Here is a 16,463-nt window from a genome sequence, read left to right on the forward strand (position 1 = left end):
TTCACAAGTTGATCCACCTTAACTACTGGTCCGAATTCCCGCGACCACCTCTCTTGGGGCTGGCGTGGATGCTTTAAGTGCGTAGCTAGGCCTACCCGCGTGGCGGAGTGATTAGACCTTTTTGAACGGCGGGCCTTGCCTCGAACCGCTCGACATAGGCGACCAGATTAGGGTGATATGCCCAGGCAAGCCGGTCTTTGACGCCGTAGAACTCAAGCGCGCGCAGCCACGGCGCGATCGCGATGTCAGCAATTGTGTAGTGCTGGCCGATGATCCACTCCTTGCCCGCAAGCTCTCCCTCCAGCACCGCCAGCAGACGCTTGGCTTCGGCGATATATCGTTCCTGCGGGCGCTTATCTTCCCATTCAGAGCCGGTAAATTTGGTGAAAAAACCCATTTGACCAAGCATGGGACCTAGTCCGCCCATCTGGAACATTAGCCACTGCGTCGCCTTGGCTTTGTCCGTTGCGGTCTGCCCCATAAGTTGACCCGACTTTTCAGCCAGATAAAGCAGGATCGCACCACTCTCGAACAAACCGATGGGCGTGCCATCGGGACCATGTGGATCAACGATGGCGGGGATCTTGTTGTTGGGGTTGAGTGAGAGGAACTCGGTGCTTTTTACATCGGAATCCGAAAGGGTAACGGTATGTGCCTCATAGGGCAGGCCCGTTTCTTCGAGCATGATCGAAGCCTTCACTCCGTTGGGCGTCGGAAACGAGTAGAGCTGAATCACGTCGGGATTCTTTGCAGGCCACTTGGCGCTAATCGGAAATGAGGCGGGGTTAATCATGAAATATCTCCTTTTCTATCTGGCGCAATCTAGCGCCTTTTCCCTATAGATATAGAGTGATCACGGTGCACTGATGTGCTAATCCGTGTGCGACGGTGCAAAGGGCGGGAAAGCCTGTAGCCGGAAAATGTACAAAGGGACAAATGGAAAATGATGAACTAATTTAAAGACTTTATTGCCAAAGGCAATGTCATGGACATGGCTGTAGGTATCATTACCGGCGCAGCTTTCACGGCGATCGTTGCATCGCTGGTTGGCGATCTGATCAACCCGATCATCGGCCTGTTCATGGGCGGCATTGATTTCACAAATGCTTACGCTGTTCTGAGCGGCGATGTAGCTGAAGGTGCGTCTTTGGAAGCGGCACGTGAAAGCGGCGCGGCTATATTCGCTTATGGTTCTTTCATCATGGCGATCATCAACTTCCTGATCATCGCATTTGTTGTCTTCATGCTGGTTAAGCAGGTCAACAAGATCAAAGAAGCATCCGCAAAGCCGGAAGAAGTTGCTGAAGAAGCACCTGCAGGCCCAACACAAGAAGAGCTGCTGGCCCAAATTCTGGTCGCGCTGAAAAAAGCCTGAGTCTAACGGCACAGAGATAAGGAGGGGGTCGCGGTTTCGCGGCCCCCTTTTTCGTTCAGGCGATGGCCTGTTCGGCTGTGATGTAATCCATCCCCAGCGCCTGACCGACGGCCTCATATGTGATCTGACCTGCATGTACGTTGAGACCGGCAAGCAGGTGCGCGTCATCTGCACAGGCTTGCTTCCAGCCCTTATTGGCCAGCGCGATCATGAAGGGCATCGTGGCATTGCCAAGCGCGATCGTGGACGTACGTGAAACGGCACCAGGCATGTTGGCAACGCAGTAGTGCATGACGCCATCTACTTCATAGATAGGGTCTTGATGGGTCGTGGCGCGTGACGTCTCAAAACAACCGCCCTGATCAATCGCCACATCCACAAGAGCGGCACCTGGCTTAAGCTCTGACAGCTGTGCGCGGCTGATCAACTTTGGTGCGGCGGCACCGGGGACAAGAACCGCTCCGATGATCATGTCTGCTTCACGAGCAAGCTCAATTGTATTGCCGGCAGAGGCAAAACTGGTCTTGAAAGTGCCACCATAGACATCATCAAGGTAACGCATCCGTGGCAGGGAGCGGTCCAGAACGGTTACATCTGCGCCCATACCTGCGGCAATACGGGCCGCGTGGGTGCCAACAACACCGCCGCCGATTACAACGACTTTAGCGGGACCAACACCGGGGACGCCGCCCATCAGAACGCCGCGTCCGCCGTTTGCTTTTTGCAGGGTCCATGCGCCAACTTGAGGCGCAAGACGACCGGCCACTTCAGACATAGGCGCCAGCAGGGGTAAGCCACCCGAGCGGTCCGTAACAGTTTCATAGGCGATGCAGGTCGCGCCAGACGCGAGCAAGTCTTTCGTCTGCTCTGGATCGGGCGCGAGATGCAGGTAAGTGAACAGGATCTGTCCCTCGCGCAGCATTTTGCGCTCAACGGCCTGAGGCTCTTTCACCTTCACAATCATGTCGGCGGCGGCAAAAATCTCTGCGGCGGTGCCAATGATTGTTGCGCCGACCGTTTCATAGTCCGTGTCTTCAAATCCGGCACCAGCGCCTGCGCCAGCTTCGATGATGACACTATGACCGTTCTTCACAGCCTCGAACGCGGCGTTCGGCGTCATGCCGACACGAAATTCCTGTGGTTTGATCTCTTTAGGGCAGCCGATTTTCATGGGAAATTCCTCCTCCGGTGTTGGATGGGCAAGGATACAACTCTTTATCTGCAATTTGGTGGCGATTATGGCTCGCCAAGAGCGGGATATGTGGAATAATGTTGCGCGAAATAGATTTTTTGCGCAAAGGAGTTGCAAGAATGCTGGATTCGATAGACCGAAAGCTCCTTGCTGCGCTGCAAAAGCGCGGGCGGATGTCCAATGGAGAACTGTCCGAGCAGGTGAACCTGTCACCCTCGGCCTGTCACCGCCGCGTGCAGCGGTTGGAGGCTGACGGCTACATCCGCGATTACGTTGCGCTGTTGGATGCCCGTAAGTTGGGCGTTCCTACAACCGTGTTCGTTGAGATTACTTTGCAAGGGCAGGCCGATGAAATCTTGGATGCGTTCGAAAAATCGGTGGCGCGGATTCCGGATGTGCTGGAATGTCACTTAATGGCAGGATCGGCGGATTATCTGCTTAAGGTGGTGGCCGAAGACACTGAGGATTTCGCTCGTATTCATCGGCAATATCTGGCGCGGCTACCTGGTGTGGGGCAGATGCAATCCAGCTTTGCTTTGCGGACCGTGTGCAAGACGACAGCGCTACCTGTCTAGGCCGCGCATTTTGACTTGGATCAACGCCGTTCCTGCGTTCCCCCTCTAGGCTGCTGGCATCACTTAAAAGGAGGGTCGACGATGATCGAGGTTAAAACAGGTTCACAAGAAGGTTTGTTGGAGGTGCACATGTCGGCGCCTGTGATGGACAAAGACTACAAAGATGTGCTTATGCCGGCGCTGGATACTGCACTTGCCAGTGCGGGAACTTTGCGCATGCTGGTGGTGATGAACGCCGATCTGGGCGATTTCACCATGGGTGCTCTCTGGGACGATACTAAAATGGGGATCACCCGCTGGGGCGGCTTTGACCGGATCGCTATCGTCACTGCGAATGCAGCAATGACGCGGCTTGTGCGTGGGTTCTCGATCTTTATGCCCTGTCCCGTATCGGTTTTTCCGAAATACTCTGAAGACGAGGCCCGCTTGTGGCTGTTTGAATCGCTAGGTTCGATCCATCAGACAGATTTGGGGGATGGCACGCTGCATGTCGCCTTGTTGGGTAAGGTCGAGGCAGACGTTTACGCCGAAGAGACCGAGGACCTGAACGCCTTTATCCGCAAGAATGAGCGGTTCCGCCTGCTGCTTGATATCCGTGAGTTTGAAGGTTGGCAGGGGCTAAGCGCGATGGCGGCGCATTTCCGCATCATTCGCGATCATGCCGGTCAGTTGGAAAAGGCAGCGATTGTCGGTGATGCGGGCTGGAAGTCGATGGTTGTGCAGGTGGTTAAGCGCCTGATCGGCACAGAGGCGCGTTACTTCGATAATAACGATTTTGAAGCGGCAAAGGCTTGGGTCAAGGCTGATTAAAGCCAGTCGGAAAAATAAAGCCCCCGACACCATATGTATCGGGGGCTTCTATTCTTACGCAAAAGCGGTGGGGATGATTTACATCATACCTTCGCGCTGAAGCTTTTTGCGTGCCAGTTTCCTGGAACGGCGAATCGCTTCGGCTTTCTCGCGTGCTTTTTTCTCGGAAGGTTTCTCGAAATGTTGCTTGAGCTTCATTTCACGAAACACACCCTCGCGCTGAAGTTTTTTCTTCAGGGCGCGCAGCGCTTGATCGACGTTATTATCGCGAACACTAACCTGCATGTGGTTTTCACCACCTTTCTAGTTTGAAGTTGCAAGGATTTGCAGGAAGTGGCGATATAGCAAAGCTGTGCTATATTGTCCAGTGTCTTGCCCCATAGGAGAGCCGCCATGACTTCTGCACAAAACACCCCGAAAGACCAGCTTTTGCAGGCGGCCATCATGCATGTGCCCTTTGACGGCTGGTCGCAGGCCACCTTTGACGCTGCGATTGCTGATTCGGGCGTAGAGCGTACCGTCGCCCAAAGCGTCTGTCCGCGCGGTGCTGTTGATCTGGCGCTGCACTACCACGGCCGAGGCGACGCCGCGATGTTGGCGCGTCTGGCTGAAACGGATCTGGAAGAGTTGAAATATAGTGCCCGTGTGGCCGCTGCTGTCCGCTTCCGGCTGGAGGCCGTGGAGGACAAGGAGATCGTGCGACGCGGCTCAGCGCTGTTTGCTTTGCCGATGTATGCGGCGGCCGGGGCCAAGGCGATCTGGGGCACGGCTGACGCGATCTGGACCGCGCTGGGCGACACATCTGACGATGTGAACTGGTACACGAAGCGCGCGACGCTTAGCGGTGTGTATTCCGCGACCGTGCTCTATTGGCTAGGCGACACCAGTGAGGATCATGCGGATACTTGGGCTTTCCTTGACCGCCGAATCGAAAACGTGATGCAGATCGAAAAGCTCAAGGCGCAGGTGAACAACAGCCCTGTCCTGAGCAAGCTGATGAGCGGACCGAACTGGCTGCTGAGCCACATCAAGGCGCCGCAACAGATGCCACGTGCAGGACTGCCTGGACGTTGGACGCGGTCCTGAGGGACTTTCGCGCTTTTCGCCGGGGTGGGGGCCTGTTAGATCGCAACGCAGATTGAAACCTGCAAGGGATCATGGGCCATCGTTAATCCGACTACATTGCTGCATCTGGAGGCTGTTGATCTGAAGGTTGACGGGCGCAGCATCTTGCGCGGCGTATCGCTGCAGTCAGATGCGCCGCGCGTTGCCGTGCTGGGGCGTAACGGCTCTGGCAAGACGACGCTGGCGCGGGTGATGGCGGGGCTGCAACGGACAGACAGCGGCACAGTGCGCATTGCCGGAGTGGACGTGGCCAGCGACAGACGCGGTGCCTTGGGGGCCATCGGTATCCTGTTCCAGAACCCCGATCACCAGATCATCTTTCCGACCGTGGGCGAAGAACTTGGCTTCGGTCTAGGGCAAATGGGCCTGACCAAGCCGCAGGTCGCGGCGCGCGTTGCTGAGACCCTTGCGCAGTTTGGCAAAGCGCATTGGCATGACGCTGCGATCCACCAGCTATCACAGGGGCAACGCCAACTTGTCTGCCTAATGGCGATACTGGCAATGGACCCGAAGGTGGTCATTCTGGACGAACCTTTTGCCGGTTTGGACATTCCTACTGCCATGCATCTGACGCGGGTATTGGAGCGGACCAAGGCCGCTCTTGTCCATATCACTCATGATCCGCGCATGATTACCGGATATGACCACGCGCTTTGGATCGACGAAGGTGCTGTGAAGATGTCAGGGGCAGCGGACCACGTCGCGCCTGTATTCGAGGCGGCGATGATTGAGATGGGAGAGCGCGATGATCTCGCTGACCTCTCCGGTTAAAACGCGCGCCCATGGTTGGCCCGCGGGGGCCAAGCTGTTGGCGCTTTGCGTGGCTTCGGTTGTGCTGTTCGCCTTGCCCTTTTGGCAGGTGCAGTTGGTGGCAGCACTTGCGGTGGCGGCCTTATATGCCCTGCCGGGCCGGATATTCTTGCGCTATGGACGGCGCCGTCTTTGGCCGCTCTGGCCCTTTGTTGGGCTGCTGTTGGCGTGGCATCTGTTTATAGGTGCTCCACGTGAGGGGGCAGTGATTGTCTTGCGGATGCTTAGTGCCGTTGCGTTGGCCAATCTGGTGACCATGACCACAACGCTAGAATCGATGATGGGGGTTGTGAAACGGCTGCTGAGGCCCTTCGCAAGGCTCGGCGTTAACCTGCGCAAGATTGAACTTGCAGCTGCAATGGTGATCCGCTTTACTCCCGTTCTGGCAGAGAAGGGCGCGGCCTTGGCGATGGCATGGCGTGCCCGCGCGCGACGCAGGGCAAGCTGGCGCGTGATCCTGCCGTTTTTGGTTTTGGCATTGGACGATGCCGATTATGTGGCCGAGGCGCTTCGCGCGCGCGGCGGATTTGGAATGGACGAGAGTAAATGACTTCAGAACACAACGTAGTGCAGATTGCGCTGTTTACAGCCCTGATCGCAGCGCTGGGCCTGATCCCGCAACTGATGCTGGCCTCTGGTGTGCCGATCACGGCACAGAGCCTTGGGGTGATGCTGTGCGGGACCGTGTTGGGTGCAAAACGTGGCGCGTATGCCGCATTGCTGTTTATGGGTCTGGTCGCGATCGGGCTGCCATTGCTTGCAGGCGGACGCGGCGGGTTGGGCTTGTTCACATCTCCCACGGCAGGTTTTTTGATCGGCTTTCCCTTCGCGGCATTTTTCACTGGTTACGCGATGGAGAAGCTGAGCCGTCTATCCGTCGGTTGGGCCGCCGGACTTGCTGCCGTCATCGGCGGTGTGGTCGTGCTGTATGCTTTCGGCATTGCCGGAATGTCGTTGGTGCTGGAGCGGTCCGTGCTTGAAGCGGCAGCGCTGGTCACAGCCTTTATCCCCGGTGATCTGATCAAGGCAGCGTTGGCTGGTGTGATCACTGCCGCGCTGTACCGTGCACGTCCACACAGCGTGATGTCACGCGGTTAAGATCAGGGCGGTTGCGATACCGCCCGCAGCCGCAATCGCGGCAAGCCCTGTACCATTCTCCGCCATCAGCGTATGGTACAAGCGCACAGCATTGATTGTGCCAGAGGCGCCGATCGGATGACCTCTGGCCAATGCACCTCCGCCTGTATTCACGAATGCAGGGTTCAGGCCAGCGCCTTGGACGCATGCGATGGCCTGAACTGCAAAAGCCTCCATGACCTCGGCGTTGGTGATATCGCAGATACGCATGCCGGTGGTTTTCAGCGCAGCGTCAATCGCCGCGACGGGCGCAAGGGCGGGCATGTCGGGCGCGTGACCCCTTGTCGCTCCGCCTAGCAGGGCGATCCCTTTGCTGCCAAGCTGGCGATATATTTGCTCAGATACGACAACACAAAACGCAGCACCATCTGCGGCCACTGCCATATTAGCGGCGGTGATGGTGCCGCACACCACCTTTGCCCGCGCAGCCAGCGCAGGGAAAAGCAGTCGCGCGAATGGGTCGCGGTCCTGTCCTTCGAGGCTCAGGATTTCTCCGTCATAGGGAGTAGCGGCAAGAGCCTTTTCGTGGCTGCGGATGGCCCAATCATCTTGTGCTGCGCGGCTAATGTCCAAGGTTTCGGAAAATTTATCAGCGGCTTCGGCCATATCGGGGTCGCGGTCGGGCCACGGCGTGAAAGGCGGCTGATCATAGGGTTGGGGGGGGCGTCCATTTGCGAATGTGCGCAGGCGTTGTGGACGGCGAGAATAGCTCTCGACCCCGCCTGCCACGACGACCTGCGCTGCACCGCTTTCGACCAGCGCCTTGGCTAGCAAGAGCGCATCAAGTCCGCCAGCGCATTGCCGGTCAATGCTCAGACCCGCGACATGATCTGGTAATCCGGCGGCCAGCGAGACAAGCCGCGCAGGATTGCCGCCACCGCCGATGGCATTGGAGAGGATCACCTCGTCCACCTGATCGGGTGTTATCCCTGCCTGTAACAGTGCCGCGCGCAGCACCGGCGCGCCGAGTGTATCAAGTGACAGGGCTGAAAAAGCACCTCCGCGGGGGACAACTGCGCTGCGACAGGCTGCGATGATATGGGCCGTCATGGCGTGCTCTCCGTCAGACTTGCGATACGTTGCAGATCGGGTTTGCCGGACGCCAGAAGTGGAAAGGGATCAAGAAAGATCACATCGCGTGGCGCGACCAGCGCGTTAGAGGCGCAGTAGTCACGAAGTTTTTGGGCAAGTATTGCATCATCCGATCCCTCCAGAACTGCGACAAGGTGGTGGCCGCGAAGCGCGTCATGTCGCGCAAGCACTGCGCATTGGCTGATGCCTCTCAAGGCATTGAATTGTGCCTCAAGCTCTTCAGGAAAGACGGTTTGATCTGCGATGTTGATGATCCGTCCGGCACGGCCGCGCAGAAATACATGGCCCTCCGCGTCGAGATAGCCATGCTCTCCCACGGTAAGCCAATCGCCGTCCCGCTGTGTATGTTGGCTGTCTCCATGTAGGTATCCATCAAACAGATACGGGCTACGCACCCAAATCTGACCTGTGCCAGCGGTGTCGGGGGCGTGCACCGCCAGTTCGACGCCGGGGTAGGGGCGGCCAACGGAGCCCGCAGGTGTGTCCGGTCCACCGAGCGTGATAAAGCTGGTTTCGGCAGCACCGTAGAACACATGCAGCTTTGCATTGGGGCATAGGGCCAAGATGTGGCGACGCGTCTCATCGCTGAGCACGCCACCACCACATAGGATCAGCCGCACTTCGGGCAGGTGCGTACTTTTTGGCAGCAGGCGCAGTTGCGTTGGCGTGGCGTAGAGGATGGTGCATCCGTGCTCCTGCATACGGGCAGATTGGCCGGAAGGTTTGAGCGGTGAGAGGGCGTGGATTTCCAGCCCGTGATGCGCTGCTTCTAACACGCCGTAGAGAGCAAGCGAGTGGCTGAGCGCTCCGAGTACGGCAATGCTGTCGCTGGCGATATAGGTGAACATCGCGGCGTTCGCCTCAAAGCTTTTGATCCATGATGCATGCGTGCGCACAATCACTTTCGGCGCGCCAGATGTGCCACCTGTCAGCGTGGCAAGCTGGCCAGCAGTTAATTGGTCCAGCTCGGGCAAGGCCCTGTTGCTTACGCAAAAGGCACGGGTACCGGTTACGGCGCTATAGAGCATTTGCAACGCATCACTGACGGGATCGCACGGTATCGTTAGGGGGGCATCGGCAGCGTGCAGCGCAACCTCTTGGTCGCCCGCGAACGCGCGGGACTTGCTGTGCCAGTGAAAGTGGCCTTCGGGCATCGGGTGTCCTTTTTGGCGGTCCGCCTTCCGCTCTAGCAAAGTTAAACTGGGCTGACCACTGATGAGGCGCAAAGGGGCTGTACTCCGTCCTGTGCTATCCTATGTTGCGGTAGAAAAACAATTTTGGAGGAATATGTTATGACCGAGATGATGCGCGCAGTCGAGATTACCGAACCCGGTGGGCCGGATGTTTTGAAAGTAACAGAGCGTCCTATTCCCCAGCCCGCACAAGGGCAGGTGGTGATCAAGGTTGCATGGGCCGGTGTGAACCGTCCCGACGCGCTGCAACGCGCTGGTGCCTATGCTCCGCCCCCAACGGCCAGTGATTTGCCTGGGCTTGAGGCGTCAGGCGAAGTGGTTGCCGTCGGCGCGGGTGTCTCTGACGTTGCGGTGGGTGATCTGGTCTGTGCCTTGCTGCCCGGCGGTGGATATGCGGAATACGTGGCCACTCCGGCGGCGCATTGCCTGCCAGTGCCAAAGAGCCTTGGCCTGAAAGAAGCAGCCTGCCTGCCTGAGACATTTTTCACTGTCTGGTCAAACGTCTTCATGCGCGGTGGTCTGAAAGCAGGTGAGCGGATTCTGATCCATGGCGGTTCCTCCGGGATCGGGACGACAGCGATCCAGCTGGCCAGTGCTTTTGGTGCGCGGGTCTTTGTGACTGCGGGCAATGACGAAAAATGCGAAGCTTGTGTCAAGCTGGGTGCAGAGCGCGCGATCAACTACCGGAATGAGGATTTTGTAGAGGTCATGAAGGCCGAAGGCGGTGCCGATCTGATCCTTGATATGGTTGGTGGTGATTATATCGCGCGCAATCTCGCGGCGTTGGATATGGATGGCCGTCTGATACAAATCGCCTTCCTGCAAGGCGCAACTGCCGAGATCAACTTTGCTCAGCTGATGATGCGCCGTCTGACCATGACAGGGTCGACCCTGCGCCCGCAGTCTGATCTGGCCAAGGCTCGCATCGCAACGGAGCTGCGCGAGGCCGTCTGGCCGTTGCTGGAAACAGGTCGCATAGCCCCCGTGATGGACAGCGAGTTCGAGTTCGAGAACGCGTCAGCCGCGCATGCCCATATGGAAGCAAGCGGCCATATCGGCAAGCTTGTGCTCAAGGTTGGCGGCTAAGGGGCTAAGCCACGATCAGAAGCGGAGGCTTCTGGTGAAATGAAGCTAAGGCCGACGCATTTGTCGGCCTTAGCGCAGCGGCACAAACAGGGCGTCTTTCAGTGTGCAGTCCTTTATCACATCGCGGCCGCAGGGGACGGGCTCTAGCTCATGCGAAAGGCAGATGCGGGCTTCCTGAATGTAGCCTTTGCGGCAAGTGATCGTGATGCTGTCTGGAGTGAGTTTTGGGTTCTCTTTGAGAAAGGCTTCTTCAACGACCGAGGCCGGCAGTTTGACCGCACGGTCGAATTTTCGGAAGATCGCCGGACGGGTGACCGTGCCATATGCGCGACGCGACAGGGCGTAGTAATCTTCTGCACTTAGATTAGTGCAGCTGCCGTGTTTTTTCCATTGATGCCACGCAAGGCCAGGGGTGCCCATGATGCCCTCCATCTGCGCAGTCATGCCGCGTGAAGGGGGGCGTTGTGCAGTTTGGCAAAACGACGGATATCCACGGTGGAATTGCGGCCACAGACCATGCAAAATCCAGCCGTGGTCCTCTGATGCATCGCACTGCGGGGACCGGCGCGCATCGCCTTCCAGCGCGCACCAGTTCGCCGACCAGCTTAGCGCCATCACGAAATAATCGAAGTCTCCTGCGCGTTCGCCTTCGGCGCGGGCGCACAGTGCGCTGAGCGATAGCAGGACGACGAGATAGATGCGGCGCATGTGAGGTCTTTCCTTATGGTCGGTCTTTATCTATATAAGCCATAAGTTCCCCCAAATTGGAAACCGTTCCGGCCTCCGGGACAGCCTAAGTCAGGCGACGGGGAAGGTGCGTTTATAGGAGAGAGACATGGCAAAACCGATTATGGCAAAAGCCACCGCCGTTTGGTTGGTAGACAACACAACAATCGGCTTCAAGCAGATCGCAGATTTCGTTGGTATGCACGAGTTGGAAATTCAGGGCATCGCGGATGGTGATGTGGCTGCCGGCGTCAAAGGCTTTGATCCCGTTACAAACAACCAGCTTACCCAAGAAGAGATCGACAAGGCGCAGGACAACCCGCTGCACAAGCTGGAGCTGAAATTCAACGCTGCCGCACAGGGCGAAGAAAAGCGCCGCGGCCCGCGTTATACACCGCTCAGCAAGCGTCAGGACCGTCCTGCCTCAATCTTGTGGTTGGTCAAGTTTCACCCGGAATTGTCAGACGCTCAGGTGAGCAAGCTTGTCGGCACAACCAAGCCGACAATTCAGGCGATTCGCGAGCGGACCCACTGGAACATCTCTAATATCCAGCCGATTGACCCTGTTGCCCTTGGCCTGTGTAAGCAGTCTGAACTGGATGCAATGGTGCAAAAAGCAGCGGCCAAGAAGGCAGCTGAGGGCGGTGTCATGTCGGATGACGAACGTCGCAAGCTGGTGAGCACCGAGCAGAGCCTTGGCATGGGCACCGAAACCCGCATGCCAACCGCCATCGAGGGTCTTGAGACATTCACCCTGTCCGGCGATGTGGATGAGGATGACGAAGACAAAAAGACGCCGGGCGACTTCTCTAACGCCGACAGCTTCTTCAACCTTCCCGACGATAAAGACGAAGATGACGACGACGACAAGTAATCGCCCCGGTCCTGCGGTTACGGAACCAAAGCAGAGCTGATCGTGTTTGTCTTCCAAGGGGCGTCCGGCCACGGGCGCCCCTTGTTGAATTCAAGGCAGGGCGAACCCGACATGATCGATTACTTTAAGTGGCTGTTGTATGGACTGACTGCCATTTTGGTGGCTGCCACCCTGCTACCCTTCAGTAGGGCTCGTTTCGGCGCCATCCGTGGTCTCGCTTTTCCAAGGGTTCAATTGTTCTGGATGGCCGTTGGGCTCATCGTTGCGTCCTTCGCTGTGCCAAAGGGGGACTGGCTGGCCCTTCTGCTGGCGCTAGTCGCGCTGGTTCAGCTTGCCCATATTGTGAAATTCACACCGATTTGGTCACGGCAATCGGTAGATGCCGACGTGCATCTGAAAAAAGACAGCAGGTGTCATGTCTCGCTTCTGGCCGCCAATATTAAGAAATCAAACCGTGATTACACCGCTTTGGTTGATCTGGCGTGTAGATATAACCCGGATATCGTGATGGTGATTGAAGTCGATGGAGATTGGATTGCCGCCTTAGAGGGGCGCATGAAGGCGGAGTATCCGCACTGGATTTCAGTACCGAAAGAAACCGGTTACGGGATGTGTGTGATGTCGCGCCTGCCTTTGTCTGGCTCTCAGGTGCGCGAAATTGTGATGGATGGAGTGCCGTCGGTGCGGACGACCGTGACCCTTGGCACCGGCGCGCAGCTACGACTTTATGTCGTGCATCCTGAACCACCGGCTATTGACCACGATACCAAAGGGCGTGACAGCGAGATTGCGCATATCGGGATGGAGGCTGCGCATGATCCGCTGCCCGCGATTGTCACTGGCGATCTGAACGATGTGGCTTGGTCGACAACCACGCGATCCTTTCAGCGTCTTTCAGTATTACTGGATCCACGTGTGGGGCGGGGATTTTTCAACACATTCAGCGCATTTCATTGGTGGGCGCGGTGGCCCTTGGATCATCTTTTCCACGACCCCCAGTTCCGTCTGATCAGCATGGCCCGGCTTGAGAAAATCGGCTCGGACCACTTTCCTATGTTGTTCAAACTGGCACTCGCAGAAGATCCTGCACAGAACAGCGAAACCGGCACGGTAGATGTCGAAGAAAAGACAGATATTCGTGGAATGATTGAGCAGGAACGCAAGCGCGAGCGCTATCCAATCGGGACCGATTGGGAAGACTGAAGCAGTGCGGTGACTAAATGCTTTTGCGGGCGCGCATTGCTGCGGTGATCGTCCCATCATCAAGATAGTCAAGCTCTCCGCCGATTGGCACGCCTTGTGCCAGAGACGTGATTTGCACCTGACCTTCGAGTTGATCGGCGATGTAATGCGCGGTGGTTTGCCCGTCTATGGTAACGTTGAGCGCAAGGATAACTTCGGTGATCCCTTCGCTTTGCACGCGGTCCAGCAAACGGGGAATGCGCAGCTCTTGGGGACCTACGGCATCGAGTGCAGACAGAGTGCCGCCCAGCACATGGTAGCGGCCATGAAAGACACCAGAGCGTTCCATCGCCCAGAGATCGGCCACATCCTCAACGATGCAGAGCTCTCCGTTCGCGCGCTTATTGTTGTCACAGATATCGCAAATGTCTGACGTGCCCACATTCCCGCAATTAAGACATTCGCGGGCCGTCTCGGCCACCTGCTTCATGGTATCAGCCAGTGGCGTCAGCAGCAGGGCGCGCTTTCGGATCAGATGCAGAACCGCGCGGCGGGCCGAACGGGGGCCAAGGCCGGGCAGTTTTGCCATCAGCTCGATCAAGGCGTCGATGTCGCGGGTCGAACTCATTTGGTCACACCCGCGGCATCAGAGGGTTTGGGTTTGAAAGCCAAATCAAAAAAGCGATCAGGCTCAGAACGGCAGCTTCATGCCGGCGGGCAGGCCAAGACCTTCGGTCAGTTTGCCCATCTCTTCGGCGGCGCGATCTGATGCTTTGCCTTGGGCATCCTTGATCGCGGCAAGGATCAAGTCTTCGACGACTTCTTTGTCATCGCCGTTGAAAATCGATGGATCAATATCGAGCGATTTCAGCTCACCTTTGGCTGTGCAGGTTGCTTTAACAAGGCCTGCACCAGCTTCGCCGGTGACCAAGATGTTATGCATTTCGTCTTGCAGTTCAGCCATTTTGCCCTGCATTTCCTGGGCTTTTTTCATCATGCCGGCCATATCGCCGAGGCCGCTTAATCCTTTGAACATGGTGTTCTCCTGTCGATGGGTTGTTTTAGTATATGTTGGTTTGTATCGGGGTCGACAAGGGGCGCTTAGCTGTCCTCGAAAGGATCCCATTCGTCTTCTACCTCGGGCAAGGCTTCGCTAACGGCTGCGGCAGCGATGTCTTCGGCAGTGCGGATTTCGGTGATTTTGGCATTTGGGAACTGTGCCAAGACAGCCAGCATCAGCGGATGAGATTCTGCATCCGCGCGCAGGGCGTTCTGTTTGGCGTCGCGCAATGAGGCGATGGTGGGCGCGCCGCCAGTGTTGACGACAGTGACTGCCCAGCGGTTGCCAGTCCACAGTTGAAGCTTTGCGCCAATGCGGTGGGCCAGATCGCGCGGAGCAGAGTCCGTCGGGACAAATTCGATTCTACCGGGTTGGTAGGCCGCAAGTTGCAGCGATGTTTCCACCTCGACTAGCAACTTCACATCGCGGTTGTGGCGGATCAGTTCGAGGACATGCTCGAATGTTGGGTAATGCGCCAGCGCAGAGACGGGATCATGGGCCAATGCCGCGGTTTGCCCTGCTGCATTCGGGGCCGAGGCCATCCGCGTCTGTACATGTGTCACAGCCTGTGCCCCCGCGCTGCCTGTGGGTGAGGAAGGGCTCGGGGCCGACCTGGTGCCGGGTGCAGGTGCCGGTGTGTTCTGCAATGTCCGCACCAGCTCGTCCGGCGAGGGTAGATCTGCCACATGCGTCAGGCGGATGATCGCCATTTCGGCAGCCATCATCGCATTGGGCGCGCCTGCAACTTCTTCCAGCGCTTTGAGCAGCATCTGCCAAAGGCGGGTCAGCACACGAATGGGAAGCTCGCTGGCCATGACGCGGCCGCGGTCGCGTTCTTCGGGTGAGACCGTCGGGTCTTCGGCGGCGTCAGGCGTGATCTTCACTACACTAATCCAGTGGGTGATTTCGGCCAAATCGCGCAGAACCGCCATCGGATCGGCCCCTTCAGCGTATTGTGCACCAATTTCAGTCAACGCCCCGGCAGCATCGCCGCGCAGAATCATATCCAGCAGGTCAAGCACCCGCGCGCGGTCGGCGAGGCCCAGCATTGCACGAACCTGCAAAGCGGTAGTCTCGCCCGCACCGTGGCTGATGGCCTGATCCAGCAAGGAGGTCGCATCGCGGGCAGAGCCTTCGGCGGCGCGGGTGATCAGGGCAAGCGCGTCTTCGGCAATGTCTACGCCTTCGCTGCCGGCGATCTTTTTCAGAAGCGCAATCATCACTTCCGGTTCGATCCGGCGCAAATCAAAGCGTTGGCACCGCGACAGGACAGTCACGGGGACTTTGCGAATCTCAGTGGTGGCGAAGATGAATTTGACGTGTTCGGGGGGCTCTTCGAGCGTCTTCAGCAGGGCATTGAACGCGCCGGTAGAAAGCATGTGAACTTCATCGATGATATAGACTTTGTAGCGGGCCGAGGCCGCGCGGTAGTGAACGGAGTCGATGATTTCGCGAATGTTGGCCACGCCTGTGTTGGATGCGGCGTCCATCTCGATCACGTCGACGTGGCGCCCTTCCATAATTGCTGTGCAATGCTCGCACGCGCCGCAAGGCTCTGTGGTGGGGCCGGATGTGCCATCGGGACCGATGCAATTCATGCCCTTGGCGATGATCCGCGCGGTTGTGGTTTTGCCGGTCCCACGGATGCCAGTCATGATGAATGCCTGCGCAATGCGGTCAGCTTCGAACGCGTTTTTAAGCGTGCGCACCATCGCCTCTTGCCCCACCAGATCGGTGAAGGTTTCGGGGCGGTATTTGCGGGCAAGCACGCGGTAGGCGGTGGCGTCTGACATGAGGATCCTGACGGTGGGATTCGGGAGGTTACTATAAAGTAGGCGTTGGTGCGCGCGGGGGCAACGGGCAGGCGGGTATTATACGGCTAGAGCGCCCAAAGGATGCCACCTGTCGCCACAGCACCAAGGGCAAGAAGTATCGCGATCGTCTGCATGCGTCTGACCGGTTGTGCGTGGGCTTGGTTGTCGTTCAGCTGTGACAACGTTTGGCGAGCCACGTGGGCTCGAACGCGCCGAACACCGCGCGCAGGCCGATGGCCACCGCCACAGCGGCCATGCCGGTACGCATCCAGCCGGCGAACGTCCGTTCATTGGCAAGTATGGTCCGGTCTTCCGCCCATTCGGTGCGGTTTTGGGCAAGTTCGTTTTCTTGTGATATTGAACTTTTGTGCCGCAATAGTGTTAGTGTGACAAGTGGCGACCAGCATGGAGG

19 protein-coding genes and 1 pseudogene are annotated in these 16,463 nt (G+C 57.7%); 10 read left to right on the plus strand and 10 right to left on the minus strand.

Annotated elements, in window-relative coordinates; all coding sequences use genetic code 11:
• Positions 1–91 precede the first annotated feature (91 nt).
• On the minus strand, positions 92–793 hold the full coding sequence (locus V7730_RS05390) for a glutathione S-transferase family protein (protein ID WP_335746574.1): 702 nt from the start codon (positions 791–793) through the stop codon (positions 92–94).
• Between the two features lie 174 nt (positions 794–967).
• Between V7730_RS05390 and mscL the strand changes: the two genes are divergently transcribed.
• Positions 968–1,375, plus strand: a complete 408-nt coding sequence (mscL, locus tag V7730_RS05395; RefSeq protein ID WP_335746694.1) for a large conductance mechanosensitive channel protein MscL — start codon at positions 968–970, stop codon at positions 1,373–1,375.
• Positions 1,376–1,430: 55 nt separating this feature from the next.
• Here mscL and ald read toward each other — a convergent pair whose 3' ends face one another.
• Positions 1,431–2,546: an alanine dehydrogenase gene (gene ald, locus V7730_RS05400; protein WP_335746575.1), complete on the minus strand. Its 1,116-nt coding sequence runs from the start codon at positions 2,544–2,546 to the stop codon at positions 1,431–1,433.
• A gap of 140 nt (positions 2,547–2,686) precedes the next feature.
• Here ald and V7730_RS05405 point away from each other — a divergent pair, with 140 nt between their 5' ends.
• Together V7730_RS05405 and V7730_RS05410 are read left to right on the plus strand one after the other, a co-directional pair.
• On the plus strand, positions 2,687–3,142 hold the full coding sequence (locus tag V7730_RS05405; RefSeq protein WP_335746576.1) for an Lrp/AsnC family transcriptional regulator: 456 nt from the start codon (positions 2,687–2,689) through the stop codon (positions 3,140–3,142).
• An 81-nt stretch (positions 3,143–3,223) separates the two neighbouring features.
• Positions 3,224–3,952 (plus strand): STAS/SEC14 domain-containing protein, encoded by a 729-nt coding sequence (locus tag V7730_RS05410; RefSeq protein WP_335746577.1) that lies wholly within the window; start codon positions 3,224–3,226, stop codon positions 3,950–3,952.
• Between the two features lie 78 nt (positions 3,953–4,030).
• Here V7730_RS05410 and rpsU read toward each other — a convergent pair whose 3' ends face one another.
• The gene (gene rpsU, locus V7730_RS05415; RefSeq protein WP_005851231.1) at positions 4,031–4,237 is read right to left on the minus strand and encodes a 30S ribosomal protein S21; all 207 of its coding nucleotides are present in this window, start codon (positions 4,235–4,237) and stop codon (positions 4,031–4,033) included.
• 108 nt (positions 4,238–4,345) lie between these two features.
• Here rpsU and V7730_RS05420 point away from each other — a divergent pair, with 108 nt between their 5' ends.
• From V7730_RS05420 to V7730_RS05435, 4 genes are all read left to right on the plus strand, one after another.
• Complete coding sequence (locus tag V7730_RS05420; RefSeq protein ID WP_335746578.1) at positions 4,346–5,038, plus strand: COQ9 family protein; 693 nt, start codon at positions 4,346–4,348, stop codon at positions 5,036–5,038.
• Positions 5,039–5,134: 96 nt separating this feature from the next.
• On the plus strand, positions 5,135–5,848 hold the full coding sequence (locus V7730_RS05425) for an energy-coupling factor ABC transporter ATP-binding protein (protein WP_335746579.1): 714 nt from the start codon (positions 5,135–5,137) through the stop codon (positions 5,846–5,848).
• On the plus strand, positions 5,823–6,437 hold the full coding sequence (locus tag V7730_RS05430; RefSeq protein WP_335746580.1) for an energy-coupling factor transporter transmembrane protein EcfT: 615 nt from the start codon (positions 5,823–5,825) through the stop codon (positions 6,435–6,437). Before V7730_RS05425 ends, V7730_RS05430 begins: the two co-directional genes overlap by 26 nt.
• Complete coding sequence (locus tag V7730_RS05435) at positions 6,434–6,985, plus strand: biotin transporter BioY (protein WP_335746581.1); 552 nt, start codon at positions 6,434–6,436, stop codon at positions 6,983–6,985. The genes V7730_RS05430 and V7730_RS05435 overlap by 4 nt, the downstream gene beginning before the upstream one ends.
• Here V7730_RS05435 and V7730_RS05440 read toward each other — a convergent pair.
• Together V7730_RS05440 and V7730_RS05445 are read right to left on the minus strand one after the other, a co-directional pair.
• The gene (locus tag V7730_RS05440) at positions 6,974–8,074 is read right to left on the minus strand and encodes a thiolase family protein (protein WP_335746582.1); all 1,101 of its coding nucleotides are present in this window, start codon (positions 8,072–8,074) and stop codon (positions 6,974–6,976) included. The two genes, V7730_RS05435 and V7730_RS05440, sit on opposite strands and share 12 nt — an antisense overlap.
• On the minus strand, positions 8,071–9,270 hold the full coding sequence (locus V7730_RS05445) for an AMP-binding protein (protein ID WP_335746583.1): 1,200 nt from the start codon (positions 9,268–9,270) through the stop codon (positions 8,071–8,073). Before V7730_RS05445 ends, V7730_RS05440 begins: the two co-directional genes overlap by 4 nt.
• A gap of 138 nt (positions 9,271–9,408) precedes the next feature.
• On the opposite strand from V7730_RS05445, the gene V7730_RS05450 reads away from it, so the two are divergent.
• Positions 9,409–10,395 carry an NAD(P)H-quinone oxidoreductase gene (locus V7730_RS05450; protein WP_335746584.1) on the plus strand — a complete coding sequence of 329 codons (987 nt, stop codon included), beginning with the start codon at positions 9,409–9,411 and terminating at the stop codon, positions 10,393–10,395.
• Between the two features lie 69 nt (positions 10,396–10,464).
• On the opposite strand, the gene V7730_RS05455 is transcribed toward V7730_RS05450, so the two are convergent.
• Positions 10,465–11,103 carry a ribonuclease T2 gene (locus tag V7730_RS05455; protein ID WP_335746585.1) on the minus strand — a complete coding sequence of 213 codons (639 nt, stop codon included), beginning with the start codon at positions 11,101–11,103 and terminating at the stop codon, positions 10,465–10,467.
• A 127-nt stretch (positions 11,104–11,230) separates the two neighbouring features.
• On the opposite strand from V7730_RS05455, the gene V7730_RS05460 reads away from it, so the two are divergent.
• Both V7730_RS05460 and V7730_RS05465 read left to right on the plus strand, forming a co-directional pair.
• A complete protein-coding gene (locus tag V7730_RS05460; protein WP_335746586.1) occupies positions 11,231–11,995 on the plus strand; it encodes a DUF1013 domain-containing protein in 765 nt (254 codons plus the stop codon).
• A gap of 111 nt (positions 11,996–12,106) precedes the next feature.
• The gene (locus V7730_RS05465; protein ID WP_335746587.1) at positions 12,107–13,198 is read left to right on the plus strand and encodes an endonuclease/exonuclease/phosphatase family protein; all 1,092 of its coding nucleotides are present in this window, start codon (positions 12,107–12,109) and stop codon (positions 13,196–13,198) included.
• A 13-nt stretch (positions 13,199–13,211) separates the two neighbouring features.
• Here V7730_RS05465 and recR read toward each other — a convergent pair whose 3' ends face one another.
• The 4 genes and pseudogenes from recR to V7730_RS22600 form a co-directional block, all read right to left on the minus strand.
• The gene (recR, locus tag V7730_RS05470) at positions 13,212–13,805 is read right to left on the minus strand and encodes a recombination mediator RecR (protein ID WP_335746588.1); all 594 of its coding nucleotides are present in this window, start codon (positions 13,803–13,805) and stop codon (positions 13,212–13,214) included.
• Between the two features lie 63 nt (positions 13,806–13,868).
• On the minus strand, positions 13,869–14,213 hold the full coding sequence (locus tag V7730_RS05475) for a YbaB/EbfC family nucleoid-associated protein (RefSeq protein WP_335746589.1): 345 nt from the start codon (positions 14,211–14,213) through the stop codon (positions 13,869–13,871).
• A 65-nt stretch (positions 14,214–14,278) separates the two neighbouring features.
• The gene (locus tag V7730_RS05480) at positions 14,279–16,030 is read right to left on the minus strand and encodes a DNA polymerase III subunit gamma/tau (protein WP_335746590.1); all 1,752 of its coding nucleotides are present in this window, start codon (positions 16,028–16,030) and stop codon (positions 14,279–14,281) included.
• An 86-nt stretch (positions 16,031–16,116) separates the two neighbouring features.
• Positions 16,117–16,409, minus strand: a pseudogene (locus V7730_RS22600) (DUF202 domain-containing protein).
• Positions 16,410–16,463: the final 54 nt, after the last annotated feature.

This window comes from Sulfitobacter sp., from assembly GCF_036961165.1.
In the GTDB taxonomy this organism is placed as follows: domain Bacteria; phylum Pseudomonadota; class Alphaproteobacteria; order Rhodobacterales; family Rhodobacteraceae; genus Sulfitobacter.